Source organism: Pseudomonas sp. NFACC39-1 (genome assembly GCF_900110355.1).
Taxonomy (GTDB): Bacteria; Pseudomonadota; Gammaproteobacteria; order Pseudomonadales; family Pseudomonadaceae; genus Aquipseudomonas; species Aquipseudomonas tehranensis.
In genome coordinates this window covers 445,155-470,195 of record NZ_FODL01000004.1, presented here as the reverse complement: position 1 = coordinate 470,195, position 25,041 = coordinate 445,155, and the positions used below count along the sequence as shown (strand labels likewise).

Annotated in this window: 23 protein-coding genes; 8 read left to right on the top strand and 15 right to left on the bottom strand. The window is 61.5% G+C overall.

Annotated elements, in window-relative coordinates; all coding sequences use genetic code 11:
* Positions 1-186: 186 nt before the first annotated feature.
* Entirely contained in the window at positions 187-486 is a 300-nt protein-coding gene (locus BMY45_RS11580; RefSeq protein WP_047226295.1) for a BolA family protein, read from the bottom strand.
* A gap of 12 nt (positions 487-498) precedes the next feature.
* Positions 499-1,017 carry a DUF2059 domain-containing protein gene (locus BMY45_RS11575; protein WP_092397617.1) on the bottom strand — a complete coding sequence of 173 codons (519 nt, stop codon included), beginning with the start codon at positions 1,015-1,017 and terminating at the stop codon, positions 499-501.
* 190 nt (positions 1,018-1,207) lie between these two features.
* Here BMY45_RS11575 and BMY45_RS11570 point away from each other — a divergent pair, with 190 nt between their 5' ends.
* Positions 1,208-2,602: a class II fumarate hydratase gene (locus BMY45_RS11570; RefSeq protein WP_076385794.1), complete on the top strand. Its 1,395-nt coding sequence runs from the start codon at positions 1,208-1,210 to the stop codon at positions 2,600-2,602.
* A gap of 130 nt (positions 2,603-2,732) precedes the next feature.
* On the opposite strand, the gene BMY45_RS11565 is transcribed toward BMY45_RS11570, so the two are convergent.
* Positions 2,733-3,695, bottom strand: coding sequence for a DMT family transporter (locus BMY45_RS11565; protein WP_092397615.1), 963 nt, complete (start codon positions 3,693-3,695; stop codon positions 2,733-2,735).
* Between the two features lie 188 nt (positions 3,696-3,883).
* Between BMY45_RS11565 and BMY45_RS11560 the strand changes: the two genes are divergently transcribed.
* Positions 3,884-4,081 (top strand): DUF6316 family protein, encoded by a 198-nt coding sequence (locus BMY45_RS11560; RefSeq protein WP_092397613.1) that lies wholly within the window; start codon positions 3,884-3,886, stop codon positions 4,079-4,081.
* Positions 4,082-4,297: 216 nt separating this feature from the next.
* Here BMY45_RS11560 and BMY45_RS11555 read toward each other — a convergent pair whose 3' ends face one another.
* Together BMY45_RS11555 and pap are read right to left on the bottom strand one after the other, a co-directional pair.
* A complete protein-coding gene (locus BMY45_RS11555) occupies positions 4,298-5,482 on the bottom strand; it encodes a thiolase family protein (RefSeq protein ID WP_092397611.1) in 1,185 nt (394 codons plus the stop codon).
* 106 nt (positions 5,483-5,588) lie between these two features.
* A complete protein-coding gene (pap, locus tag BMY45_RS11550; protein WP_092397609.1) occupies positions 5,589-7,109 on the bottom strand; it encodes a polyphosphate:AMP phosphotransferase in 1,521 nt (506 codons plus the stop codon).
* A gap of 142 nt (positions 7,110-7,251) precedes the next feature.
* Here pap and mnmC point away from each other — a divergent pair, with 142 nt between their 5' ends.
* The 5 genes from mnmC (at position 7,252) to BMY45_RS11525 (ending at position 14,877) form a co-directional block, all read left to right on the top strand.
* Positions 7,252-9,240 carry a bifunctional tRNA (5-methylaminomethyl-2-thiouridine)(34)-methyltransferase MnmC2/FAD-dependent 5-carboxymethylaminomethyl-2-thiouridine(34) oxidoreductase MnmC1 gene (gene mnmC, locus BMY45_RS11545; protein WP_092397607.1) on the top strand — a complete coding sequence of 663 codons (1,989 nt, stop codon included), beginning with the start codon at positions 7,252-7,254 and terminating at the stop codon, positions 9,238-9,240.
* A gap of 315 nt (positions 9,241-9,555) precedes the next feature.
* Positions 9,556-11,328 carry an N-acetylglutaminylglutamine amidotransferase gene (locus BMY45_RS11540; protein ID WP_092397605.1) on the top strand — a complete coding sequence of 591 codons (1,773 nt, stop codon included), beginning with the start codon at positions 9,556-9,558 and terminating at the stop codon, positions 11,326-11,328.
* Positions 11,329-11,331: 3 nt separating this feature from the next.
* The gene (ngg, locus tag BMY45_RS11535) at positions 11,332-13,065 is read left to right on the top strand and encodes an N-acetylglutaminylglutamine synthetase (protein ID WP_092397603.1); all 1,734 of its coding nucleotides are present in this window, start codon (positions 11,332-11,334) and stop codon (positions 13,063-13,065) included.
* Between the two features lie 177 nt (positions 13,066-13,242).
* Positions 13,243-14,433 carry an osmoprotectant NAGGN system M42 family peptidase gene (locus tag BMY45_RS11530; RefSeq protein WP_092397601.1) on the top strand — a complete coding sequence of 397 codons (1,191 nt, stop codon included), beginning with the start codon at positions 13,243-13,245 and terminating at the stop codon, positions 14,431-14,433.
* A 216-nt stretch (positions 14,434-14,649) separates the two neighbouring features.
* On the top strand, positions 14,650-14,877 hold the full coding sequence (locus BMY45_RS11525) for a YheU family protein (protein WP_024778700.1): 228 nt from the start codon (positions 14,650-14,652) through the stop codon (positions 14,875-14,877).
* Here BMY45_RS11525 and csrA read toward each other — a convergent pair.
* From csrA to BMY45_RS11510, 3 genes are all read right to left on the bottom strand, one after another.
* On the bottom strand, positions 14,866-15,066 hold the full coding sequence (gene csrA / locus BMY45_RS11520; RefSeq protein ID WP_092397599.1) for a carbon storage regulator CsrA: 201 nt from the start codon (positions 15,064-15,066) through the stop codon (positions 14,866-14,868). The two genes, BMY45_RS11525 and csrA, sit on opposite strands and share 12 nt — an antisense overlap.
* A gap of 151 nt (positions 15,067-15,217) precedes the next feature.
* Positions 15,218-15,550, bottom strand: a complete 333-nt coding sequence (locus tag BMY45_RS11515; protein ID WP_092397597.1) for a YnfA family protein — start codon at positions 15,548-15,550, stop codon at positions 15,218-15,220.
* A gap of 57 nt (positions 15,551-15,607) precedes the next feature.
* A complete protein-coding gene (locus tag BMY45_RS11510) occupies positions 15,608-16,423 on the bottom strand; it encodes an SDR family oxidoreductase (RefSeq protein WP_092397595.1) in 816 nt (271 codons plus the stop codon).
* Positions 16,424-16,714: 291 nt separating this feature from the next.
* On the opposite strand from BMY45_RS11510, the gene BMY45_RS11505 reads away from it, so the two are divergent.
* Positions 16,715-16,867: a DUF3309 family protein gene (locus tag BMY45_RS11505; RefSeq protein WP_092397593.1), complete on the top strand. Its 153-nt coding sequence runs from the start codon at positions 16,715-16,717 to the stop codon at positions 16,865-16,867.
* Positions 16,868-16,926: 59 nt separating this feature from the next.
* On the opposite strand, the gene BMY45_RS11500 is transcribed toward BMY45_RS11505, so the two are convergent.
* The 7 genes from BMY45_RS11500 to BMY45_RS11470 all read right to left on the bottom strand — a co-directional run bounded on the left by BMY45_RS11500 (position 16,927) and on the right by BMY45_RS11470 (position 25,040).
* On the bottom strand, positions 16,927-19,020 hold the full coding sequence (locus tag BMY45_RS11500; protein WP_092397591.1) for an LTA synthase family protein: 2,094 nt from the start codon (positions 19,018-19,020) through the stop codon (positions 16,927-16,929).
* A 293-nt stretch (positions 19,021-19,313) separates the two neighbouring features.
* Positions 19,314-20,189 (bottom strand): polyamine aminopropyltransferase, encoded by an 876-nt coding sequence (gene speE / locus BMY45_RS11495; RefSeq protein ID WP_092397589.1) that lies wholly within the window; start codon positions 20,187-20,189, stop codon positions 19,314-19,316.
* Between the two features lie 245 nt (positions 20,190-20,434).
* Positions 20,435-20,842, bottom strand: coding sequence for a hypothetical protein (locus BMY45_RS11490; protein WP_092397587.1), 408 nt, complete (start codon positions 20,840-20,842; stop codon positions 20,435-20,437).
* 14 nt (positions 20,843-20,856) lie between these two features.
* On the bottom strand, positions 20,857-22,059 hold the full coding sequence (gene ccmI / locus BMY45_RS11485; RefSeq protein WP_092397585.1) for a c-type cytochrome biogenesis protein CcmI: 1,203 nt from the start codon (positions 22,057-22,059) through the stop codon (positions 20,857-20,859).
* Positions 22,052-22,525, bottom strand: a complete 474-nt coding sequence (locus BMY45_RS11480; protein WP_092397583.1) for a cytochrome c-type biogenesis protein — start codon at positions 22,523-22,525, stop codon at positions 22,052-22,054. Before BMY45_RS11480 ends, ccmI begins: the two co-directional genes overlap by 8 nt.
* A complete protein-coding gene (locus tag BMY45_RS11475) occupies positions 22,522-23,058 on the bottom strand; it encodes a DsbE family thiol:disulfide interchange protein (protein ID WP_092397581.1) in 537 nt (178 codons plus the stop codon). Before BMY45_RS11475 ends, BMY45_RS11480 begins: the two co-directional genes overlap by 4 nt.
* A complete protein-coding gene (locus BMY45_RS11470; RefSeq protein ID WP_092397579.1) occupies positions 23,055-25,040 on the bottom strand; it encodes a heme lyase CcmF/NrfE family subunit in 1,986 nt (661 codons plus the stop codon). Before BMY45_RS11470 ends, BMY45_RS11475 begins: the two co-directional genes overlap by 4 nt.
* Between the last annotated feature and the right edge of the window lies 1 nt (position 25,041).

Genomic DNA, 25,041 nt, shown 5'->3' with positions numbered 1-25,041 from the left:
GGACTGCAATCAAGGCCGGATGTGGCCCATTGGGCTGTGCCCTGTAGGAGCTGACGAGTGCAACGAGGCTGCGATCTTTCCCCTGACAATTGAGTCCAAAGCGAAAGATCGCAGCCTCGTTGCACTCGTCAGCTCCTACAAGTTCCTACAGTTCCTACAGTTCCTACAGCCATCAGCCGCGGCAGATCAGTGCTTGCTGCCCCCGGCACAGGTCGGCGAAGCCGGGGCTGTATCGATCTGTGCCCATTCCTCGGGGGTATAGGTGTGCAGCGCCAACGCATGAAACTCACCCATCAGCTCGCCCAGCGTGCCGTAGACTTTCTGATGACGCTTGACGCGATTGAGCCCCTCGAACTGATGGCTGACCACCACGGCCTTGAAGTGGGTCTGTAACCCACGGCTGTGCATGTGGCTTTCATCCAGCACTTGCAGGTGCTCGGGCTGCAACAGCCCGAGCGTCGATTCGATGCGTTGTTGCATGCTCATACCGGGCTCCGCTTACGGCTTTTTCTTGGCAGGGGCGGCTTTTGGCTCAAGCTCGGCGGTCATGTCCGCCAGCAGCTTGTTGACCACCGGCACTGCGCTTTCCAGCTTGGCCTGGGTCAACTGGGCCGATTGCTGGGTCAGCTGGGGCATTTTTTCCAGGACTTTCTTACCCAGCGGCGAGCGGTAGAAGGACACCAGTTCCTTGAGTTCCGACTCGCTGAAGTTGGAGGTATAGAGCTTGACCATGTCCGGCTTGAGCTTCTTCCAGCCGATGGCCTGGTCCAGTGCGGCGTTGGCCTTGGCCTGGTAGGTTTCGAGGGTGGCTTTTTTCGACTCGGGCGCCTTGGTCTGCTCAAAGCGCTGGGCAAACATCTGCTGCACTTGCATGTACACCGGGGTACCCAGTTTGTCGGCGTGCGCCAGGGTCAGGAACTCTTCGGCACTGGCGTTGTGGCTGGCGGTATCGGCAAAAACAGGACTGCTGGCACACACCAGAGCAACTGCGGTACAGATGGCACGAAGACGGGTCATCAAGTTTCCTTTTCTACAGGCGAGGTAAAACCCCAAGGGCGATCATTCTGCGCCTAAAAAACGCCGAGCCTCAACCCCATTGCTCTACGCGTCCGATTGACGGGCCGAAACGATCGAAAAATGATTGAGGGAACCCGTGTCGCCCTTCAGGGCCTAAACTGCGCATTCAGACCTACAGGAGTTTGACCCGATGAGCCGTATCGAAACCGACAGCCTTGGCCAGGTTGAAGTCCCGGATGAAGCCTACTGGGGCGCCCAGACGCAGCGTTCCCTGATCAACTTTGCCATTGGCAACGAACGCATGCCGCTGTCGGTGCTGCACGCCTTGGCACTGATCAAAAAAGCCGCGGCGCGGGTCAATGACCGCAATGGCGACTTGCCCGCCGACATCGCGCGCTTGATCGAACAGGCCGCCGACGAAGTCCTGGCCGGCCAGCATGACGACCAATTCCCGCTGGTGGTCTGGCAGACCGGAAGCGGAACCCAGAGCAACATGAACGTCAACGAAGTGATCGCCGGGCGTGCCAACGAGCTGGCGGGCAATCCCCGCGGCGGCAAGAGCCCGGTGCACCCGAACGACCACGTCAATCGCTCCCAAAGCTCCAACGATTGCTTCCCCACCGCCATGCACATCGCCGCCATCCAGGCGGTCCATCAGCAATTGCTGCCCGCGATCGCCGAGTTGTCCGGCGCACTGGCGGAATTGGCGGCGCGCCACATGAAACTGGTCAAGACCGGCCGCACCCACATGATGGATGCCACGCCGATCACCTTCGGCCAGGAGTTGTCAGCCTTCATCGCTCAACTCGATTACGCCGAACGGGCGATCCGTGCGGCGCTGCCGGCGGTTTGCGAACTTGCCCAAGGCGGTACGGCAGTGGGCACCGGACTCAATTCGCCCCACGGCTTCGGCGAGGCAATCGCCGCTGAACTGGCGGCGCTGTCCGGCCTGCCCTTCGTCACCGCGCCAAACAAGTTCGCGGCGTTGGCCGGCCATGAGCCCCTGACCACGTTGTCCGGCGCACTGAAAACCCTGGCCGTGACCCTGATGAAGATTGCCAATGACCTGCGTCTGCTGGGCTCCGGGCCACGGGCCGGGTTCGCCGAAGTGAAGTTGCCGGCCAATGAACCGGGCAGCTCCATCATGCCCGGCAAGGTCAACCCGACCCAGTGCGAGGCTTTGTCGATGCTGGCCTGCCAGGTCATGGGCAACGACGTGACCATCGGTTTCGCCGCCAGCCAGGGTCATTTGCAATTGAACGTGTTCAAGCCAGTGATCATTCACAACCTGTTGCAATCGATCCGCCTGCTGGCCGATGGCTGCAGCAATTTCCAGCAGCACTGCATCGCCGGGCTCGAACCGGATGCCGAGCAGATGGCGGCGCATCTGGAACGTGGCTTGATGCTGGTCACCGCCCTGAACACACACATCGGCTATGACAAATCCGCCGAAATCGCCAAGAAAGCCTACGGCGAAGGTCTTACCCTGCGCGAAGCGGCCTTGCAACTGGGGTATCTGACCGATGAAGAGTTCGATGCCTGGGTGCGGCCGGAAAATATGCTGGAGGCCGGTAGTCAGGGCTGAGATGTCTGTTGATTGACAGTCCGTCTTCGCGAGCAAGCCCGCTCCCACAAGGATTGGCGTCGAACACCCATCTTGTGATCGATTCAATCAAAGTGGGAGCGGGCTTGCTCGCGAAGAACGATGACTCGGTCTATCGCCCGACAGCCAGTCGCTCACGCCGGGCCCTGAGTCCGGCCATCAGCGACGGCCCCAGGGCAACCAATGCCGAGCCCAACACCACCAGCACCGCCCCGCCATACCCCAACAGATTGATCTGCTCGGCATGCACGTAGTCAGGCCACCACCAGGCTGCCAACGCCACCGCGGCGAAGGTCACCAACGGCGTGATCGCCAGGGTTGCGCTGACCCGCGACGCTTCCCAGTGAGCCAGGGCCTCGGCAAAGGCGCCGTAGGCAATCAGGGTATTGAGGCAGCACGCAAGCAGTAGCCAGCCTTGCAACGGGCTCAGTTGCAGCGCCTCCAGCGGATGCACCCAGGGCGTGAGCAACAGCGCGCAGAACAGGTAGATCACCATCATCACCTGCAACGAATTCCACACCGTCAACAGTTGCTTCTGGCCCAGGGCATAAAAAGTCCAGACCGTCGACGCCAGCAACACCATCAAGACCCCGGCGGTGTAGTCACTCAGGGAAGTCAGCAGCTCGCCGAGGCGCTGGTTGAAAAACAGCGTGAAACCGATCAACAACACCAGCAGGCCGATGCCCTGCCCCACGCTGAAACGCTCCTTGAACACAAACAGACTGGCGACCAGCAACATGATCGGCCCCATCTGCACCACCAGTTGCGCGGTGCCGGGACTCAGGCGATTGAGGCCCATCAGGTACAGCACGTAGTTGCCAACCAGCCCCAACACCGCCATTGCCACCAGCCAGCCGCCCCGGGGGCCCAACACCTTGCGACTGGGCAAACGGCGAGTGGCCGTCAGGTAGATGAACAGCAAGCCACCGGACACCAGCAAGCGAAACCAGGTCACGGTGACCGGATCCATCACCTGCAGCACTTGCTTGAGCTTGATCGGCAGGATGCCCCACAGCAGGGCGGTCAGCAGGGCGAGGAACAGGCCGTAGACCCAGCGACCGGACGATATGTGCATGCAACCCTCGCAGCTCAAGACAAAGAGCTCCCATTCTAGGCGCGGATCGCTCCAGGACACAGGGACAGTTAGGCCGTGGACGTCCATGGGACTGTACGGGTCGTTGCCGTCGATCGCCTGACCAGGCGCAAATCAAGGACTGCACATAAGCTCAAATGACATTGACCCCGCTGCCTATGGAGACCGCCATGTTCGGCAAACGCGCCCAGGATCCCGCCCCTACGACGATTTTTCGCAGCGACCGGATCTGCCGGGTAAACAGCGAGTTTTATTTCAATACCCGAGAAGGCACACAGGAAGGCCCGTTCGCCAGCCGCGAGGCAGCAGAACGGGAGATAAAAGCGTATATCGCGCGGATGCAGCAACTGACCCAAGTCGCCAGCTAGACAGAGTGCGACAAACCCTGTGGCGAGGGAGCTTGCTCCCGCTGGACTCCGTAGGAGCTGTCGAGCGAAGCGAGGCTGCGATCTTTCCACTGCCAATCGAGTTCGAAGCGAAAGATCAAAAGATCGCAGCCTCGCTTCGCTCGACAGCTCCTACCGGGCCCGATGGGAGCAAGCTCCCTCGCCACAGATTGGCAGCGAATAACTTCGGTTAAACGCTTATCTCACCGCCTCAAACAACCCCGTCGCCCCCATCCCGCCACCCACGCACATGGTCACGATGCCATAGCGCAGGCTGCGCCGTTGCAGCTCGCGCACCAGATGCCCGACCTGGCGCGAACCGGTCATGCCGAACGGGTGGCCGATGGAAATAGAACCGCCGTTGACGTTGTACTTCTCGTTATCGATTTCCAGCCGATTGCGGCTGTAGAGGCATTGGGAGGCGAAGGCTTCATTGAGTTCCCACAGGTCGATATCGGCGATCTGCAAGCCCTTGGCCTTGAGCAGTTTGGGCACCGAAAACACCGGACCAATGCCCATTTCGTCCGGCTCGCAACCGGCCACGGTAAAACCACGGAAAAACGCCTTGGGTTTGAGGCCCAGGGCCAGGGCTTTTTCCAGGCTCATCACCAGGGTCATCGAGGCTCCGTCGGACAACTGTGACGAGTTACCCGCCGTCACAGAGCCGTCTTCAGCGAACACCGGCTTGAGGCCTGCCAGACTTTCATAGGTGGTGTCGGGGCGGTTGCAATCGTCGCGATCGACCACGCCGTCGAGCATCTGCACCGCACCGGTGTTCTTGTCCTCGACCTTGTACTTGACCGCCATCGGCACGATCTCGTCGTCAAACAGCCCGGCCGCCTGAGCCTGTGCGGTACGTTGCTGACTCTGCAAGGCGTAGCGGTCCTGTTCTTCGCGGCTGACTTGATAACGGCGGGCGACGATCTCGGCGGTCTGGCCCATGGGAAAGTAAATCCCCGGCACCTGTTCCTTGAGCAGCGGGTTGATCAGGTGATCGGTATTGACGCTTTTCATCGTCAGGCTGATGGATTCCACGCCACCGGCAACGATGATGTCGCTGCAACCGGAGGCGATCTGGTTGGCGGCGATGGCAATCGCTTGCAGGCCCGAAGAACAGAAGCGGTTAAGGGTCATGCCGGCAGTGCCGATACCTAATTGCGAAAGCACCGCCACGTTACGACCAATGTTATAGCCCTGGGCGCCCTCGTTGGAGCCGGCGCCGACGATGCAGTCCTCGACGCTGGCCGGATCGATCCCGTTGCGCGCCAACAATGCATCGACACAATGGGCCGCCATGTCGTCCGGACGGGTCATGTTGAACTTGCCGCGAAAAGACTTGGCCAGGCCGGTCCGCACGCTGTCGACGATCACCACTTCACGCATGGCTGTACCTCAATTGTTATTGTCGGTTAGGAGTCAATTGAGCATAAATCCACTGCATAACCGGCCGCGACGATCATTCACCTCGCGTATGCGTTCCCATCGCCCACTACTTGCCCTTCCTGGCTTTGCGCGCCTGTTTTGCTGAGCGCTCGAAGGCTTCCTCCAGCGCCTCATTAAGCGTGCGCAACACCTTGACCCGGGCCCAGCGCTTGTCATTGGCCTCCACCAGGGTCCAGGGAGAAATCTCGGTGCTGGTGCGATCGACCATGTCGCACACCGCCGCCCGGTAGGCATCCCATTTGTCACGGTTGCGCCAGTCGTCCTCGGTGATCTTGAAGCGTTTGAAAGGGATCGCTTCACGCTCTTGGAAGCGTTCCAGTTGAGTCTCCTTGTCGATGGCCAGCCAGAACTTGACCACCACCACCGAGGCATCGGCAATCTGCTCCTCGAAATCATTGATTTCGCCGTAGGCCCTCAGCCAGTCGGCCTTGCTGCAAAAACCTTCGACCCGCTCCACCAGCACCCGCCCGTACCAGGAGCGATCAAACACAGTGAACTTGCCCCGCGCCGGGATATGCCGCCAGAACCGCCACATGTAAGGATGGGCGCGCTCTTCTTCGGTGGGCGCGGCAATCGGCACGATGCTGTACTGGCGCGGGTCGAGCGCTGCCGCGACCCGTCGGATCGCGCCGCCCTTGCCCGCTGCATCGTTACCTTCAAACACTGCCACCAGGGCATGGCGGCGCATGCGTTTATCGCGCAACAGGCCGGAAAAACGCGCCTGTTCGGTGATCAGTTGCTCTTCATAGTCGGCCTTGTCCAGGCGCAAGGTCATGTCCAGGCTGTCCAACAGCGTGATTTGCTCGTCCAGCGCTGGCAACGGCGCCACGCTGACTTTATCCGCATTGACCTTCGACCGGGCCAGCGCCTGACGCATCCCGTCGAGCAAGATCCGCCCGACCGTAAGGCTGCGGTAATAGGCGTCCATGCCTTCGATTACATGCCAGGGCGCGTAATCACGGCTGGTACGGCGCAGTACCCGTTCACCGTATTTGACGAACTTGTCGTAGGTCTGGGATTGCTGCCAGTCCAGTGGGCTGATGCGCCAGCTGTGCAGCGGGTCGTCCTTGAGCCCCTTGAGCCGGGCTTTCATCTGTTTCTTGGACAGGTGAAACCAGAACTTGAAGATCAGCGCGCCTTCATCGCAGAGCATTTTCTCCAACCGTTCAGCGCCATTGATGGCCTGGTCGAGCCGTGGGTCCTTGATCTGGTCATGCACGCGCCCCTGCAGCATCTGGCTGTACCAGTTGCCGAAGAAAATCCCCATGCGTCCCTTGGCCGGCAGCATCCGCCAATAACGCCAGGCCGGTGGTCGCGCCAGCTCCTCGTCGGTCTGCTGATCGAAGGTACGCACTTCGATCAGCCGCGGGTCCATCCACTCGTTGAGCAATTTCACCGTTTCGCCCTTGCCCGCACCTTCGATGCCGTTGATCAGCACAATGACCGGAAAACGACGCTGCTGATGGAGCTCGTACTGGACTTCGAGCAACGCTTCACGCAGTGCCGGTACTTCGGCGTCATAGGTCTCTTTATCGATGACGTGACCAATTTCGGCGGATTCGAACATGGGCAGCTCCTTCCAGGGAATGGGGCAAGACTAGCGGATTGGACGCCGGCCGTGCACTCGGCAGCGCCGACAAATGCATACGCAAGGGAGCGCTCAGCGATCGATCGGCTAGAATGACCTCCCCGTTTTGACCGAGCCTGCCATGACGCCCGTACAGCACCACGCCCAACTCGACTGGGACGATCAAGGTCGCCCGCGCTCGCGGGTGTTCGACGATGTGTATTTTTCCGACCAGTCGGGCCTGGAAGAAACCCGCTATGTGTTCCTTGAGCAGAACAACCTGGCCGAGCGTTTTGCCGCACTGCCGGACGACGGGCGGCTGGTGATCGGTGAAACCGGGTTCGGCACCGGGCTGAACTTTCTCTGCGCCTGGAAATTGTTCGAACAGTGCGCGCCGGCCGGGGCGCGGCTGCACTTTGTCAGTGTCGAGAAGTACCCCTTGAGCCCTGAGGACCTGCGCCGGGCACTGGACTTGTGGCCACAGCTCAAGCTTCAGGCTGATCAACTGCTTGCGCAGTACGTCGCAATCCATCAGGGCTTCCAGCGCCTGACGCTGGCGGACGGTCGGGTGACGCTGACCTTGTTGATCGGCGATGCCCTGGAGCAATTGCCGCAGCTGGATGCGCAAGTCGATGCCTGGTTCCTGGACGGTTTCGCGCCGGCGAAAAATCCCGAGATGTGGACCGCCGAGCTGTTTGCCGAACTGGCGCGCTTGGCTGCGCCCGGCGCGACCCTCAGCACCTTCACCAGCACCGGCTGGGTGCGACGGTTGTTGAACGCGGCCGGTTTCAAGATGAAGCGCACGCCGGGCATCGGCCATAAATGGGAAATCCTTCGCGGAGTGTTTCTCGGCTGGCCGCAGCTGACGCCCGCCCCGCCCCTGGTTAAACCCTGGTACGCCCGCCCCGCGGCGCACAACGGTGAGCGTCGGGCCTTGGTGATCGGCGGCGGCCTCGCTGGTTGCGCCAGCGCAGCCAGCCTGGCGGCCCGTGGCTGGCAGGTGACGCTGCTGGAACGGCATGCCGGGTTGGCCGAAGAAGCCTCCGGCAACCCGCAGGGCGTGTTGTATCTCAAGCTGTCGGCCCATGGCACGGCGTTGTCGCAGATGATCCTCAGTGGTTTCGGTTACACCCGACGCTTGCTCGAACATCTGCAGCGAGGGGTCGACTGGGACGGCTGCGGTGTCTTGCAACTGGCCTTCAGCGACAAGGAAGCCGAGCGCCAGGCGCAATTGGCCGAGGCCTTTGCCGAGGATTTGCTGCACGTCCTGGATCAGCCCCAGGCCGAGGCGCAGTCCGGTATCGGCCTGGCCTGTGGCGGTCTGTTTTACCCGCAAGGCGGTTGGGTCCATCCGCCCGCGCTGTGCCGCTGGCAGGCATCCGGCCTCAAGATTGAGGTGCAAGCCCACCATGAAGTCCTCGAGCTGCGCCGCGTCGACGGCCAATGGCAGGCCTGGGACAGTGAACGTTGCCTGGCCAGTGCACCCGTCGTGATCCTCGCCAGCGCCGCCGAGATCAAACGCTTCGACGCAGCCGCCGACTTGCCCCTCAAGCGCATTCGCGGACAAATCACCCGCCTGGCGCAAACCGCCCACAGCCAGGCACTGCGCACGGTGGTCTGCGCTGAAGGCTACGTGGCGCCGGCACGGTTGGGCGAGCACACCCTGGGGGCCAGTTTCGATTTCAAGAACGACGACCTGACCCCCACCGCCGCCGAGCACGCCGGCAACCTGCAGATGCTGGAGCAAATCTCTGCTGATCTGGTGGAACGCCTGGACGCCAGCAATCTGGACCCGGAACACCTCCAGGGCCGCGCGGCGTTCCGTTGCACCAGCCCGGACTATCTGCCGATTGTCGGTCCCTTGGCCGAAAGTCGCGCCTTCACCCTGGCGTACTCGGCGCTGAGCAAGGACGCCCGCCAGGTGCCGGACTGCCCATGCCCCTGGCTCGAGGGCTTGTACGTCAACAGCGGCCACGGGTCTCGGGGCCTGATCACCGCGCCCTTGTCGGGCGAGTTGATTGCCGCCTGGCTGGACAACGAACCCCTGCCCCTGCCCCGCAGCGTGGCCGAAGCCTGCCATCCGAACCGGTTTGCGTTGCGGTCGCTGGTTCGGGGCAAAAATCAGGGGTAGGGACGCTCAGCAACCTGTGGCGAGGGGATTTATCCCCGCTGGTCTGCAAAGCGGCCCCAGACAGTGAGCCCAACACTGTTTGCCTTATAAACCGAGGTGCCAGGTTTTAGGACTGCTTCGCAGCCCAGCGGGGATAAATCCCCTCGCCACAAGTATGCGTTCAACTGACGTCGGAACTGAACCCACCGTCCCCCACCCATCGGCTTATAACGCATTGATCTAAAACTCACGGCAATCCCATCGGTCAGTTTCAGAGTACCTGCCATTTCGGCGCGTGCGGTTTCACCTCCCCAACGGAAAAACCGGTAAGGACTTATGTGCGGATTAGCTGGAGAGTTACGTTTCGATCAACAACCTGCGGACCTTGCGGCCGTAGAGCGAATCACCCATCACCTGGCCCCTCGCGGCCCCGACGCGTGGGGTTTCCACAGTCAGGGCCCCATTGCCCTGGGTCATCGGCGCCTGAAAATCATGGACCTGTCCGACGGCTCGGCCCAGCCGATGATCGACAATCAACTGGGCCTGTCCCTGGCCTTCAACGGCGCGATCTACAACTACCCTGAATTGCGCGCCGAGCTGGAAGGCCTGGGTTACGCCTTCTATTCCGGTGGCGACACCGAAGTGCTGCTCAAGGGCTACCACGCCTGGGGCGAAGCGCTGTTACCCAAGCTCAACGGCATGTTCGCCTTCGCCATCTGGGAACGCGACGCCAAGCGGCTGTTCATCGCCCGCGACCGTCTCGGTGTCAAGCCGCTGTACCTGTCGCGCACCGGCCAGCGCCTGCGCTTTGCCTCGGCGTTACCGGCGCTGCTCAAGGGCGGCGACATCAGCCCGATGCTCGACCCGGTGGCGCTGAACCATTACCTGAACTTCCATGCCGTGGTCCCGGCGCCCCGCACCCTGCTGGCCGGCGTTGAAAAGCTGCCGCCCGCCACTTGGATGCGGGTCGAAGCCGACGGCTCCACCGAGCAGAAAACCTGGTGGACCCTGCCCTATGGTCCCCGGGCCGATGAGCAAAACCTGAACCTGCAGGACTGGATCGACCGCGTGCTCGACAGCACCCGCGAAGCGGTCGCCATTCGTCAGCGTGCCGCCGTGGATGTGGGCGTGCTGCTTTCCGGCGGCGTGGACTCCAGCATGCTGGTGGGCCTGCTGCGGGAAGTCGGTGTGGAAAACCTGTCCACCTTCTCCATCGGCTTCCAGGACGCCGGTGGCGAGCGCGGTGACGAGTTCCAGTATTCAGACCTGATCGCCAAGCACTACGGCACTCATCACCATCAGCTACGCATCGACGAAAAAGAAATCATCGAGCAACTGCCGGCGGCGTTTCGGGCCATGAGCGAGCCGATGGTCAGTCACGACTGCATCGCCTTCTACCTGTTGTCACGGGAAGTGTCCAAGCATTGCAAAGTGGTGCAAAGCGGCCAGGGCGCCGATGAACTGTTCGCCGGTTACCACTGGTATCCGCAGGTGGATGGCGCCAGTGATCCATACGCGGCCTATCGCGCCGCGTTCTTTGATCGCAGTTATGAAGAATATGCCGCTACCGTGCAGCCCAAATGGCTGACGGCCAACGACGCGGCCGGTGACTTCGTCAAGGAACACTTCGCCCAGCCGGGCGCCGACGCGGCGGTGGACAAGGCCCTGCGCCTGGACAGCACGGTGATGCTGGTGGACGACCCGGTCAAGCGTGTCGACAACATGACCATGGCCTGGGGCCTGGAAGCGCGCACGCCATTCCTGGATTACCGACTGGTGGAACTCTCGGCGCGGGTCCCGGCTAAATTCAAGCTGCCCGACGGCGGCAAACAGGTCCTCAAGGAAGCCGCTCGACGGGTGATCCCCGGCGAAGTCATCGACCGCAAAAAAGGCTATTTCCCTGTACCCGGTCTCAAGCATCTGGAAGGCAACACCTTGGCCTGGGTCCGCGAACTGCTGCTGGATCCGAGTCAGGATCGCGGCCTGTTCAACCCGGCGATGCTGGATCGACTGCTGACCGACCCCAACGGCCAGCTCACCCCGTTGCGCGGCTCAAGGCTGTGGCAACTGGCGGCGCTGAACCTGTGGCTCAGCGAACAAGGAATCTGATCGATGAAACCCCACAATCAACGCCTGCTGCGGGGCCAGGCGCCCTCCTACGAACGCCTGCAGGCGCGACTGGCCGAAGACGGCAGCGAACTGGGCGCCGACCCGATCGCGGTGCACTGCGGCTGGGGCCGATTGCTGATCGGCCACACCTTCCCGGACCCGGCGAGCCTGGCCCAAGAGCTGCTCAATGAGCAATCGGGTGAGCGCGACATTGCCTTGTACGTCGCCGCGCCCCAGCAAATACTCGGGCTGGAACCGGCGCAGCTGTTTCTCGATCCATCCGACACCTTGCGCCTGTGGTTCAGCGACTATCGCCAGGCCACCCGGGTATTTCGCGGTTTCCGAATTCGCCGGGCGCAAAGCGACGCCGATTGGCAGGCGATCAACCTGCTGTATCAGGCCCGGGGCATGTTGCCCATCGATCCGCAACGGCTCACACCGCGCCATGAGGGCGGGCCGGTCTACTGGCTGGCCGAAGATGATGACACCGGCGCGGTGATCGGCAGCGTCATGGGCCTGAATCACCAGAAAGCCTTCAACGACCCGGAAAACGGCAGCAGCCTCTGGTGCCTGGCCGTGGATCCGCAGTGTTCGCGGCCCGGTGTCGGTGAGGTCCTGGTGCGTCACCTCATCGAGCACTTCATGAGCAGGGGCCTAAGTTACCTGGATCTTTCGGTGCTGCACGACAATCGCCTGGCGAAAAGTCTCTACGCCAAACTCGGGTTCCGGAACCTTTCGACGTTCGCCATCAAACGCAAGAACTGCATCAATCAGCCGTTGTTCCTGGGGCCAGGCCCCGAGGCGCAGTTCAATCCTTATGCGCGCATCATTGTCGAAGAGGCTCACCGCCGGGGCATCGAAGTCCAGGTGGACGACGCCGAAGGTGGATTGTTTACCCTGGTCCATGGCAGCCGCCGGATCCGCTGCCGTGAATCCCTCAGCGACCTGACCAGCGCTATCAGCATGACCCTGTGCCAGAACAAAAGCCTGACCCACAAAGTGCTGAAGAACGCAGGCCTGAACTTGCCGGCCCAGCAATTGGCAGGCAACGCCGATGACAACCTGGCATTTCTCGATGAGCACGAACGGGTGGTGGTCAAGCCTCTGGACGGTGAACAGGGCCAGGGGGTGGCAGTGGATCTGCGCACGATTGAAGAAGTGCAGAGCGCAATTGAAACGGCCCGCCAGTTTGACAGCCGGGTGTTGCTGGAAAGCTTCCACGAAGGCCTGGACCTGCGCATCCTGGTGATTGGCTTTGAAGTGGTGGCCGCAGCGATCCGGCGGCCGGCGGAGGTGATCGGCGACGGTCAGCACACCATCGGCGCGCTGATCGAAGCCCAAAGCCGCCGCCGACAAGCGGCTACGGGAGGTGAAAGCAAGATCCCCATGGACGCCGAGACCCAACGCACATTGAGCGCGGCCGGCTATGACTACGACAGTGTGCTGCCGGCCGGTAAACACCTGTTCGTGCGGCGTACGGCGAACCTTCATACGGGCGGCGTGCTGGAAGATGTCACGGGGATCCTGCATCCGACCCTGACCGAAGCTGCGGTACGCGCCGCGCGGGCCTTGGATATCCCCATGGTTGGCCTCGACCTGTTGGTGCCGGCGGCCGATCAGCCCGAATACGTGTTCATCGAAGCCAACGAACGCGCCGGCCTGGCCAACCACGAACCGCAACCCACTGCCGAGCGCTTTGTGGATTTATTGTTTCCTCATAGTCAGGCGGTGGCCTAGGTCTTTTCTCTGTGGCGAGGGAGCTTGCTCCCGCTGGGCTGCGAAGCAGCCCCCTCCATCTATAACCGGGTTTGTGGGACAGGCCGGAGATCTGAACGGCGACCGCTTCGCGGTCGAGCGGGAGCAAGCTCCCTCGCCACGGGTTTCCCTTACTTAAACCTTCCTGGAGGAGTTTCCATGATCAGCAAGATTCCCGAACCGAATCTCGAATACCTGCAAAAGGTCCTGCTGGAAATGCTCGCCATTCCCAGCCCCACCGGTTTCACCGACACCATCGTCCGTTATGTCGCCGAGCGGCTGGAAGAGTTGGGCATTCCTTTTGAAATGACCCGGCGCGGCACCATCCGCGCCACCCTCAAGGGCCGCCAGAGCAGCCCAGACCGAGCCGTATCGGCTCACCTGGACACCATCGGCGCCTCGGTGCGCGCGATCAAGGACAACGGGCGCCTGACCCTGGCGCCGGTGGGTTGCTGGTCCAGCCGGTTTGCCGAAGGCAGCCGGGTCAGCCTGTTTACGGACACGGGGGTGATCCGCGGCAGCGTACTGCCGTTGATGGCGTCCGGGCACGCATTCAATACCGCCGTCGATGAGATGCCCATCAGTTGGGATCACATCGAACTGCGCCTGGACGCCTACTGCACCACCCGCGCCGATTGCGAATCCCTGGGCGTGGGCATTGGCGATTATGTAGCGTTCGATCCTCTGCCGGAGTTCACCGAGAGTGGCCATATCAGTGCCCGACACCTGGACGATAAGGCCGGGGTTGCGGCGCTGCTGGCGGCGCTCAAGGCGATTGTCGACAGCGGCGAAGAACTGCTGATCGACTGCCACCCGCTCTTCACCATTACCGAGGAAACCGGCAGCGGCGCGGCGGCGGCACTGCCTTGGGATGTGAGCGAGTTCGTCGGCATCGACATCGCCCCGGTCGCACCGGGCCAACACTCGAGCGAACACGCGGTAAGTGTGGCGATGCAGGATTCCGGGGGCCCTTACGACTATCACCTGTCACGGCACTTGCTGAAGCTGGCCAGGGAAAACGAACTGCCGGCGCGCCGCGACCTGTTCCGTTATTACTTCAGCGATGCCCATTCCGCCGTCACCGCCGGCCACGATATCCGCACCGCCCTGCTCGCCTTCGGCTGCGACGCCACCCATGGCTACGAACGCACTCACATTGACAGCCTGGCCGCCCTGAGCCGCCTGCTCGGCGCCTACATCCTCAGCCCACCGGTATTCGCCAGCGACGCCCAACCGGCCCAGGGCTCGCTGGACCGCTTCAGCCATCAGCTCGAACACGATGCGCAGATGGAAAGCGATACCCGAGTGCCGTCGGTGGACAGTTTGATTGGGCAGCGGTCGGATAACTGAGCAAAATTCCAGAATCTCAGTGCCAGTCATGCCGCCATCGCGAGCAGGCTCGCTCCCACAGGGATATCTTCATTGAGCATAAAGTTTGTGCTCGACGCTGAGCCCATGTGGGAGCGAGCCTGCTCGCGATGAGGCCTGAACAGACACCCAAACCCAAGGCTAGCCGCAAAAGCCCTTTGGCCGTAGCATCGCGACATTGTCTAGCCGAGGTACCCCATGCTGATCCCCCACGACCAACTCGAAGTCGACACGCTCACTCGCCTGATCGAAGATTTCGTGACCCGCGACGGCACCGACAATGGCGACGACACGCCGCTGGAGACCCGCGTATTGCGGGTCCGGCAGGCCTTGACCAAAGGCCAGGCGATGATCGTCTTCGACCCGGAAAGCGAACAGTGCCAGTTGATGCTCAAGCACGACGTACCCAAGCATCTATTCGACTGAACAGACCTTGCGGCTGGCCTGGGCCCTTTTTTTCTGAATCTTTTCGTAGATCTCGGAGCGATGAACGTCGATGTGCCGTGGCGCTTCCACGCCAAAACGAACAGTGGTGCCGTTGACCGAGAGCACTCGGACGGAAATATCATCACCGATGGAAATCAGTTCACCCACAGCGCGGCTAAGTACGAGCATGGTTCTTGTCCTTAAGAATATCTGGACCTTGACCATGCCCGGCCCGCTTGAGGTTCTCAAGACACCCTCAAGAATTCAGTAACGCCCTACAAGCAAGACTCTGGCAACTGAAGGAAACGTCCTGCAAAACCCTGTCAGATAGCGGACTTATTCAAGAGGTGGAAATCCGCGGACCAAACAGAATCACACTCGCCCCCACCACGCAGAGCGCCACACCCACCCAGTCGGAAGCCAGCGGCCGCGCTCGCTCCACCACGGCCAGCCAGCCGATCGAGGCGATGATATAGATCCCGCCATAGGCGGCGTAGGCACGACCGGCGTAAGTCGCCTCGATGCGGGTCAGCAACAGGGCGAACAGCGTAAGGCTCAGCAGCGCCGGCGCGATCCACCAGGCGCTCTTGCCCTGGCGCAGCCACATCCAGAAAGCGTAACAGCCGGCGATCTCAAACAGCGCGGCGAGAAAGAACCAAAAGTAGTTGAGCATGGGAGCGTCCATCAGGAGGGCCGAATGTGGCCATCCTGAGGACGCCGGACACTCAGGTCAACTCGGGTTCTGCCGAGCCTTGGCGCGCATCTTGTCGGCCATGACGGTCATTTCGTCGTACAGCAACTGCGGATTCTTTTGCTTGATGGCCCAGGCCATGCGCCCTTGCTCGTGAGGCAGGATCATGAACTGGCCCTGGGCGACCTGCTCATAGATGTAGTCGGCAATATCGGCCGCGCTGATCGGCGAGCTTTCCAGCAACTTGCCAACCTGGGCTTTCATCGCCGGCGTAGGGCCGCGGAAGGAGTCCAATAGGTTGGTCTGGAAAAACGACGGGCACACCACATGCACACCGATTTCCTGCTGCGCCAGCTCGATCAACAGGCTTTCCGACAGCGCCACCACGCCGGCCTTGGCCACGTTGTAGTTGCTCATGGCCGGGCCTTGCATCAGGGCGGCCATGGAGGCGATGTTGATGATCTTGCCGTGGCTTTTTTCCAGCAACGGCAAGAACGCCTTGCAACCCTTGACCACGCCCATCAGGTTGATCGCGATTTGCCAATCCCAATCCTCCAGGGACAGTTCGCTGAAGAATCCACCCGAGGCCACACCGGCATTGTTGACGATGATGTCGATGCCACCGAGCTTCTCTTCGCAGGCCTGGGCAAACGCCGTCAGTTGGCTGTAGTCGCGCACGTCGCAGCGCTGGACAAAACCGTCGCCGCCAGCGTCACGCACCAACCTGAGGGTTTCCTGAAGGCCCGGCTCACTGACATCCGACAAGGCCAGGCGCCAGCCTTCGCGGGCCCAGCGCAGCGCGATTTCGCGACCCAGGCCAGAACCGGCACCGGTAATCATCATGCGATTTTGCATAGCAAACAGCCTTGTTGTTCCGGGAGAGATGAGCCGAGTGTAGCGAAGGACCTTGCCGGACCCACGCTCCATCAGAGTGCTGAATGGCGAGGGCAAACCTTAATGGGTTTTCAGGGGAACAGCGCTGTGGAACAGCTTCGCTCCCATAGAGGGGTTCTTTGGAGCACTAAAAAACTTTGAATTTTTTACAGGACGTTACGGTCGGACATATTAAGCCGCCCGGATTTAATGCATGCGTGCTGGTAGTTGAAAGTTGCATCACTCCAGAACTGACCAATAAGGAAATCACCAATGGGCACAATACTCATCATTATCCTGATCCTCCTGCTGATCGGTGGCCTGCCGGTCTTCCCTCACTCCAGAAGTTGGGGTTACGGCCCGTCCGGTATCCTCGGTGTCGTACTGGTAGTGCTGTTGATCCTGCTGTTACTGGGCAAGATATGAACCACTAAGTGACAAAAAAAGAGGCCCGTTAAGGCCTCTTTTTTTATGCGCTGGACTTTTCAGTCCGGAACACCCTGTGTCACGCCGGCGGTATTATCCAGCAGGCTCTTGGTGGCGGTTTGCAGAAACGCCTCCAGCTTGAGTTTCATTTCAGCCGCCTGCGGCGCGTCGGCAATGACATCCGCGCGTGGCAGGGCACCGAGTTGGTAGCGATACAACTTCGGCGCCATTTCCTTTTCCCTCGGCAACACCAGGATTTTGTCGTCGCGGATGATCGCCGTGGTCTGGTCACTGCCCGACGGTTTGATCACGCCAAATCCGCTGTCGCCTGGCGGCAGGTTCAACAAATCGCGGCCCCAGCACTGGTTACGCACTTGCCCGCCGATCCGGCCCATGATGGTCGGGACGATATCGACCTGGGTGCCCACGGTGTGGTTGCGCTGGCCGAACTTTTCCTGGATACCCGGGCCGATCAACAGCATGGGCACGTTGAAACGACCCAAGTCCATTTCGGTAAGCTGGCGCTCGTTACCAAAACCGTGGTCACCGACGATGACAAACAGTGTTTCCTTGAAATAAGGCTCCTTACGAGCCTTTTCGAAGAACTGCCCCAGCGCCCAATCGGAATAACGCATGGCGGTCAGGTGCGTATTCAGGCTGCCACGGTCCGTGACCGGCTCCACCGGCAACGGTGTCGGCAACGCATACGGCGTGTGGTTGGAGAGGGTTTGCAGCAGCGCATAGAACGGCTTGCCGTTTTCCCGTGCCTTGAGCTCGATCAGGGAACGGTCGAACATATCCTGATCGGACACGCCCCAGGTCGGATCGGAGAACACCGGGTTCACATAATCATTGCGCCCGATGAATGTGGTCATACCCTGGCCGCTGAAGAAGCCCGACTGGTTGTCCCAGGCGAAATCACCGTTGTAGACATACACGTCGTCGTAGTCGCGGGCACTGAGCAGTTGCGGCAGCCCGGAAAACTTGTGGCTGCCTTCAGGTGTCTGCATCAGGTACTCGAAACCCGGCAGGTTCGGGAAACACGCCATGGTGGCAAACATGCCCTGATGGGTGTGGGTGCCATTGGAGAAGAAGCGGTCAAACAGCAGACCTTCCTTGGACAGTTTGTCCAGATAAGGCGTGATATTGCCCGGCGCGCCCAGGGCGCCCACCGAGTGACCCGCCATGCTTTCCATGAGGATCACCACCACGTTCTTGATCGGCAAAGTCTTGTCGGCGGGTGGCGTGTAGTCGCGACGTACGGCAGCGGTGTCTGCATCGACCAGTTTGTCGTCGGGCATCACCAGCATGTCCCGCACGGTCTGCTGGGCCAGCGGCTGCTCGAGGGTGGCTTTCCAGATATTGTCACGGTGTTCGGACATCCGGCTCTTGGCCGCAGCCACCAGTGACAACGTGCCATTGAGGCCCAACTGATTGGCAAAGTTCGAATCGGTGGTGTAGACGTCACCCCAGCGCATGGGCGGCCCCTGGCGCAGTGTGCCCCGGGCGGCTCCCACGGCCACGACCAAGCAGACCAGGAACACCGCGACACGCCCGTACCACGGAGCAACCTGGCGTGTGCCGATCGTGCCGCCACTGAACGGCCCGCGCGGTCGGGTCGCGCGGTCGGCGCCCTTGAACGCCATCGCGAGGATCAGCGTGCCCACGGCCCACGCCAACAGGTAGCGCACCACCGGGAAACCGTACCAGAGCATGCTCATCACGGTTTTCGGGTCTTCCTGCACATACTGGAAGACCAGGCCGTTGAGACGCTGGTGAAACTCGCGGTAGAAGTCCATCTCCATCAGACCGAGGAACAGCCCGATGCTGGCGGTGACGGTCAGCCAGAAACGAAAAAAACCACGTGCCGCCATGGCCCGCGCGCTGAACAAGGCCAGCAGCAGCGGAATACACAGATAGACCACCAGACGCAGGTCAAAACGCAGTCCGTTGACGAATGCCTCAACGAAGGTAGAGGCCGGGGAGTCGAGGATCATTTCGCGGTTGTAGACCAGCAGCGCCACGCGCAACAGGCTGAACATGATCATCATGACCAGGGCACAGAGCAAGGTGTAGACCAGGTGTGATTTGACGGTCGGTTGCAGCAGGCGATGCGTGGTGCGGTGCTGACTCAGGGCGTCCGGGATTGCCATGTCGTGTAAGGACCTAAAGGGGTTGGGGGCGAATAGAACAACGGCGCGTCCTATGCCGACCATCACCCGGGTCCCTGGGTCTGCGCGGGTGCGCAAGCGTTGAATGAATGGCGGGGCATCGCCATTTGACTCACCGACCGCAACAAGCGCCGGGATTGTCCGCGAGGGGCTGTGAAAATTTTGTTCAATGACTATTCGCAAACACAAAACCGCGGATTGCCCGATGAATTGTGTGCCGAACCGCACTGTGGTCAGGGGATAGATCCCTGACCACAGGTCAGCGTTGTTCCCGATCAGTCGTTACTTGGTTTGTTGATTGCCTGCAGAACGTACTGCGGCATGGCGAACGCGCCGAGGTGAACTTCGGGGTTGTAGTAGCGGGTGATGATACCGCTGCCAATGAAACGCTCGCGCAGGGTCTCGCGAGACAGCTTGCGATAGGCGGTATCCGTCGAGCCCCAGGCGAAAGTCATCGCGCCGCCAATGTAGGTCGGCACGGCGGCCTGATAGAAATGCCAGTCGGCAAACAGGCCACGCAGACGTCCGGCGGTGGTTTGTACCTCGCCCAGTTGCATGAACGGCGTGCCGTTCTGGGTCACCAGAATGCCGCCTTCGTTCAGGCAGCGGTGACAGGCCTGGTAGAAGTTTTCCGAAAACAACACTTCACCCGGACCGATCGGGTCGGTGGAGTCGGAAATGATGACGTCGAATTTCTCCTGAGTGGTCGCGACAAAATGCATGCCGTCGTCGATCACCAGGTTCAGCCGCGGGTCGTCGTAGGCGCCTTTGGAGTGGTTGGGCAGGAACTCCTTGCACATGTCCACCACGGTGCCGTCGATTTCCACCATGGTGATGTGCTCAACGCCCAGGTGCTTGGTCACCTCGCGCAACATGCCGCCGTCGCCACCGCCGATGATCAACACGCGCTTGGCCGCGCCGTGGGCGAGAATCGGTACGTGGGTCAGCATTTCGTGGTAGATGAATTCGTCGGCTTCGGTGGTCTGGATCACCCCATCGAGCGCCATCACCCGGCCCATGCGCGGGTTCTCGAAAATCACCAGGTGCTGGTGCTCGGTGCGCACTTCGTGCAGCAGCTTGTCCATCCGAAAACGCTGGCCGTAGCCTTCGTAGAGGGTTTCCAGATAGTCGCCGGTCGGGGTAGTCGTCATGGTCAGGTGCTCCGATAAATACGCGGTTGGCCGATGAAGGCTCGCAAAGGCGCGCATTCTACGACGCCGGGCATGACAGGTCGAACCTTGAAAACCATCACCTGCCGAACTGCGTAGGAGCTGTCGAGTGAAGCGAGGCTGCGATCTTTCCACAAACGCTTGGATCTTGAGTGAAAGATAAAAATCGCAGCCTCGCTTCGCTCGACAGCTCCTACAGAGCCCGGCTCGCCACGGGGTGGTTTCTTTTAGCGGAACTGACGCCCCAACCCCGCCGGAACACCTTCGATGGTGGTCTCTTCCCACGGCCCGTTGGGGCTGATGGAGCGGCTCCAGCCGTTGCTCCAGCGGTAATAGGTGCGCTGGCGATAGAAGGTGTTGGTGTGGTTGTCCAGCACATAGACCCCAAGTTTGGCGTCCCAGTGGCTATTGCCGCCGGGTGGTGGGGCGAAGCTGGCGGAAGTACGGGGCAACGGCTTGGCCGGTGTGTTCGGCGTGACGGGCTTGCTTGGGGCGGTCGACGGCCCCGGCTTGGTGGCCGGGCCTGAAGACGGGATGGGAGGCAGCGGCGCCGACGGCTGCGGCGGACGCTGGACCGCACAAGCACTCAGGCCCAGGACGAGCGTGAGCAGGGTGATACGAGCGATGGCGGTCATGGTGCGAATTCCTGTTATTTATCCGGGCTGTCGATAGTCAGTTGTTGCTGCGCCGTGGTGCTGCTCGCCAGAGGCTTGCTGCGGCCGATCCATTCACCGGCGGTCGGTTGACCGGCCCGGGAAATGCGCGCCACCAGTTGGACTTCAGGGAAGTTCGACAGTTTCAGTTGCGGCATCATGGCGTCCGCATCGCCCAGTTCCACGGTAACAGGCAGGTCAGCGACGGTCAGGCGCTTGGCCGCCAGCGGCGCCGGCGGGCCGGAAGCGGCGCGGGCAAAGATGAACACGCTGTCGCCCGGCTGCACCTTGGCCTTGAGCTCCGGCGCCAGCTCGACGCGCACCTTGAGCAATGCCGCAGCCTTGCTCACTGGCGCCTGGGCAACCTTGCCGCCGCTGGCCTCAAGCTTCTCGGTGGCGCGGTTGATACCGCCTTGTAGCGCATCACGGGACTTGTCGCCTTCCGGCAGTTGCGCGAGCAGACGGCCCCAGTAATCAATGGCCTCCTGATAGCGCTCGCCTTCGAACGCGGCGATTCCCAGCAGGCCCAGGCTGGTGACCTCCTTGGGATCGAGCTTGAGCGCTTCGTCGGTCAGGGCCTGGACCTTGTCCGACCATTTCTTGCCATCGGCGAAATACTGCGCCTGAGCCCACTGGCCCAACAACTCGGGTTGGCGACCGGCCACCGCCACGGTCCGCTCGAAGATCTTCGCGGCATCCGCCGGCCGGTCCTGGGCCATGTAGGTGCGACCGAGGAAATACAAGCCCTCGGCGTTATCCGGTTGCGCCGCCACCGCGCGCTCCAGGCGCAGGGTCATTTCTTCCATCGACTGCGGCGCCTGGGCGAATTCGCGGGTCAGCTCGACCTTGTCGCTGGCGCCGAAATGCAGATACAGCCCCAGGCCCAGCACCGGCACCAGCACGGCGGCGAGTAACGGCAACGGTTTACCCAAGCGAGACTCGCGCGGCGCATCAGCGCCTTCGGTGTCGGCGAGCAGTTCTCGCGCGGCTTCGGCGCGGCCGGTGTCCAGCTGCGCGGTATTCAGCACGCCCTCTTCCTGCTCGGCCTGCAACTCGGCGACGCGCTCCTGATACAGCGCCACGTTGAGCGCGGTACGGTCCTCTTCGCGCTGGGCGCGGCGAACACGCAATACGGGGATCAACAGAAAACTCAGGGCAACCAGGAGAAGCAGACCTGCGGCGAGCCAAAAATCAATCATGCTTGGTTTTATCCAACAGTTGGTCGAGGCGCTGGCGCTCTTCGACAGAAAGCGTGTCCGGGGCAGCCGTGCGCTGGACCCGGCGGCGACGCACAATCACCGCGATGACCACGAAACCACCGAGCAACAGCCCGGCGGGGCCAAACCAGAGCAGTGCGGTCTTGGAGGTCAAGGCCGGGTTGTAGCGCACGAACTCCCCATAGCGGTCCACCATGAAATCGATGATCTGCTGGTTGTCCTTGCCCTCGCCGAGCATGCGGAAGATTTCCTTGCGCAGATCGGCGGCAATCGGTGCGTTGGAATCGGCGATATCCTGGTTCTGACACTTGGGGCAGCGCAGTTCCTTGGTCAGTTCACGGAACCGCTCGCGCTCGCCCTCGTTGGCGAATTCGTAGGTGTCGATGGCGGCGTGGGCCACGCCGGCCAGGCTCACGCCGAGGATAACGGCTGCTAACCAGCGCTTCATGGCTTGGCCTCATCGACCAGCGCCTGATACTTGGCGGCCAGTTTTTCGCGCCAGACCTGTTCGTCGATCACGCCGACGAACTTGTCGCGGATGACGCCCTTGGCGTCGATGAAGAAGGTTTCCGGCGCCCCGTAAACGCCCAGGTTCAGGCCCAGAGAGCCTTCTTCATCACGAATATCCAGTTGATACGGGTTGTGGAACTCGGCCAGCCACTTCAAGGCATCGGCGTTGACGTCCTTGTAATTGACGCCGTAGATCACCACGCCGTTCTGGGCCAGTTTGTTCAATACCGGATGTTCAACCCGGCAGGAAATGCACCAGGTGCCCCAGACATTGACCAGCGCCGGTTTGCCCAGCAGGTCCGCCCGCGTCAGGGTCTTGTCGCCCTGCACCGACGGCAGGGAGAACTCCGGGAACGGCTTGCCGATCATCGCCGACGGCAATTCGGCCGGGTTCAGGTAGAGCCCTCGGTACAAAAACACCGCCATCAATAGGAACAGAGCCAGCGGCAACACCATCAACCAACGCTTCATGCAGGGGCTCCCGTCATGCCCAGGGTTTCACGCACCCGGGTTTTTACCTTGACCCGATAACGACGATCCAGCGCCGCCAGTATTCCGCCCAGGCCCGTCAGCAGGCCACCGAACCAGATCCAGCGCACGAACGGCTTGACGTGGACCCGCACCGCCCATGCCCCATCACCCAGGGACTCGCCCAGCGCTACGTAGAGGTCGCGGGTGAAACCGGCATCGATCCCGGCTTCGGTCATCACCGAATTCTGCACGGTGTAGAGGCGTTTTTCCGGATGCAGCACGGTGATTTCTTGACCGTTGCGAATGACCCGCACAGTGCCTTTGTCGGAGGTGAAGTTCGGGCCTTCGTAATGTTTGGCCCCCTCGAATACGAACTGATAGCCCCCCAGGTCCATGGACTCTCCGGGTGCCAGACGCAGGTCGCGCTCGGCGCTGTTCTGGCTGGACAGCACCACACCCAGGGCGCAGACGGCGATGCCCAGGTGGGCGATCTGCATGCCCCAATAACTGCGAGTCAGGGTGGGCAGGCCCTTGATCAGGCCTTTGTGGCGGGTCTTGTCGAAGATATCCCGCACGCCAGCCAGCAACACCCAGGCCGCCAGCACGAAAGTCGCCAGTACCGCCCAGTTGAAATCGCCATATGCAATCGCGGCAATGACGGCCAGGGCAGCAGTGCCCAGCAGCACGGGCGTCAGCATGCCCATCAGCCATTTGACCGGCGTGTCTTTCCAGCGCACCAGCATGCCGACAGCCATCACCACCATCAGGATCGCCATCAGCGGAATGAACAATGCATTGAAGTACGGCGGGCCGACCGACAGCTTGGCGCCGGTCAGCGCGTCGAGCACCAGCGGGTACAGCGTACCCAGCAGGATCATCGACGCGGCGACCACCAGCACCAGGTTGTTGCCCAGCAACAGGGTTTCCCGGGACCAGAGGTTGAAGCCGACCTGGCTTTTCACCACCGGCGCCCGCAAAGCGAACAGCGTCAGCGAGCCGCCAACCACGAACAGCAGGAACATCAGGATGAACACACCACGCTCAGGGTCGGAGGCAAAGGCATGCACCGAAGTCAGTACGCCGGAACGCACCAGGAAGGTTCCCAGCAGGCTGAGGGAGAATGCCGCGATGGCCAGCAGCACGGTCCAGCTCTTGAACACCCCACGTTTTTCCGTGACGGCCAGCGAGTGAATCAGCGCGGTGCCCACCAGCCAGGGCATGAACGAGGCATTTTCCACCGGGTCCCAGAACCACCAGCCTCCCCAGCCGAGTTCGTAATAAGCCCACCACGAACCCAGGGTGATGCCAATGCCCAGGAAAGCCCAGGCGACGATGGTCCAAGGACGCGACCAGCGCGCCCATGCGGCATCCAGACGACCGCCCAGCAGCGCGGCGATGGCGAAGGCGAAGGCCACTGAGAATCCAACGTACCCCATGTAGAGCATCGGCGGGTGAACGATCAGGCCGATGTCCTGCAGCAACGGGTTGAGGTCGCGGCCATCCAACGGCACCTGCGGCAAGATGCGCTCGAAGGGGTTGGACGTGAGGATCAGGAACAGCAGAAAACCGATGCTGATCATGCCCATCACCGCCAGCACACGGGCGAGCATCACTTGCGGTAACTGCCGGGAGAACACCGAGACCGCGAAGGTCCAGCCGGCGAGGATCAACGCCCAGAGCAGCAGAGACCCCTCATGGGCGCCCCACACTGCGCTGAACTTGTAGTACCAAGGCAAGGCGCTGTTGGAGTTGCCGGCAACGTACGCCACGGAAAAATCGTCAACCATGAAGGCGTAGGTCAGGCAACCGAAGGCGAACAACATGAAGGCGAACTGCCCCCAAGCCGCCGGCTGGGCCAGGCTCATCCACAAACGATCGCCACGCCAGGCACCGAGTAAAGGCACCACCGCCTGAACGATGGAGAAACACAAAGCCAGGATCATCGCCAGGTGACCCAGCTCGGGAATAAACAGACCGGTCATC

Bases quoted from the DNA above. Each gene is read 5' to 3' on its own strand.
- BMY45_RS11580 (WP_047226295.1), bottom strand. From the start codon at position 486: ATGAGCATGCAACAACGCATCGAATCGACGCTCGGGCTGTTGCAGCCC.
- BMY45_RS11575 (WP_092397617.1), bottom strand. From the start codon at position 1,017: ATGACCCGTCTTCGTGCCATCTGTACCGCAGTTGCTCTGGTGTGTGCC.
- BMY45_RS11570 (WP_076385794.1), top strand. From the start codon at position 1,208: ATGAGCCGTATCGAAACCGACAGCCTTGGCCAGGTTGAAGTCCCGGAT.
- BMY45_RS11565 (WP_092397615.1), bottom strand. From the start codon at position 3,695: ATGCACATATCGTCCGGTCGCTGGGTCTACGGCCTGTTCCTCGCCCTG.
- BMY45_RS11560 (WP_092397613.1), top strand. From the start codon at position 3,884: ATGTTCGGCAAACGCGCCCAGGATCCCGCCCCTACGACGATTTTTCGC.
- BMY45_RS11555 (WP_092397611.1), bottom strand. From the start codon at position 5,482: ATGCGTGAAGTGGTGATCGTCGACAGCGTGCGGACCGGCCTGGCCAAG.
- pap (WP_092397609.1), bottom strand. From the start codon at position 7,109: ATGTTCGAATCCGCCGAAATTGGTCACGTCATCGATAAAGAGACCTAT.
- mnmC (WP_092397607.1), top strand. From the start codon at position 7,252: ATGACGCCCGTACAGCACCACGCCCAACTCGACTGGGACGATCAAGGT.
- BMY45_RS11540 (WP_092397605.1), top strand. From the start codon at position 9,556: ATGTGCGGATTAGCTGGAGAGTTACGTTTCGATCAACAACCTGCGGAC.
- ngg (WP_092397603.1), top strand. From the start codon at position 11,332: ATGAAACCCCACAATCAACGCCTGCTGCGGGGCCAGGCGCCCTCCTAC.
- BMY45_RS11530 (WP_092397601.1), top strand. From the start codon at position 13,243: ATGATCAGCAAGATTCCCGAACCGAATCTCGAATACCTGCAAAAGGTC.
- BMY45_RS11525 (WP_024778700.1), top strand. From the start codon at position 14,650: ATGCTGATCCCCCACGACCAACTCGAAGTCGACACGCTCACTCGCCTG.
- csrA (WP_092397599.1), bottom strand. From the start codon at position 15,066: ATGCTCGTACTTAGCCGCGCTGTGGGTGAACTGATTTCCATCGGTGAT.
- BMY45_RS11515 (WP_092397597.1), bottom strand. From the start codon at position 15,550: ATGCTCAACTACTTTTGGTTCTTTCTCGCCGCGCTGTTTGAGATCGCC.
- BMY45_RS11510 (WP_092397595.1), bottom strand. From the start codon at position 16,423: ATGCAAAATCGCATGATGATTACCGGTGCCGGTTCTGGCCTGGGTCGC.
- BMY45_RS11505 (WP_092397593.1), top strand. From the start codon at position 16,715: ATGGGCACAATACTCATCATTATCCTGATCCTCCTGCTGATCGGTGGC.
- BMY45_RS11500 (WP_092397591.1), bottom strand. From the start codon at position 19,020: ATGGCAATCCCGGACGCCCTGAGTCAGCACCGCACCACGCATCGCCTG.
- speE (WP_092397589.1), bottom strand. From the start codon at position 20,189: ATGACGACTACCCCGACCGGCGACTATCTGGAAACCCTCTACGAAGGC.
- BMY45_RS11490 (WP_092397587.1), bottom strand. From the start codon at position 20,842: ATGACCGCCATCGCTCGTATCACCCTGCTCACGCTCGTCCTGGGCCTG.
- ccmI (WP_092397585.1), bottom strand. From the start codon at position 22,059: ATGATTGATTTTTGGCTCGCCGCAGGTCTGCTTCTCCTGGTTGCCCTG.
- BMY45_RS11480 (WP_092397583.1), bottom strand. From the start codon at position 22,525: ATGAAGCGCTGGTTAGCAGCCGTTATCCTCGGCGTGAGCCTGGCCGGC.
- BMY45_RS11475 (WP_092397581.1), bottom strand. From the start codon at position 23,058: ATGAAGCGTTGGTTGATGGTGTTGCCGCTGGCTCTGTTCCTATTGATG.
- BMY45_RS11470 (WP_092397579.1), bottom strand. From the start codon at position 25,040: ATGACCGGTCTGTTTATTCCCGAGCTGGGTCACCTGGCGATGATCCTG.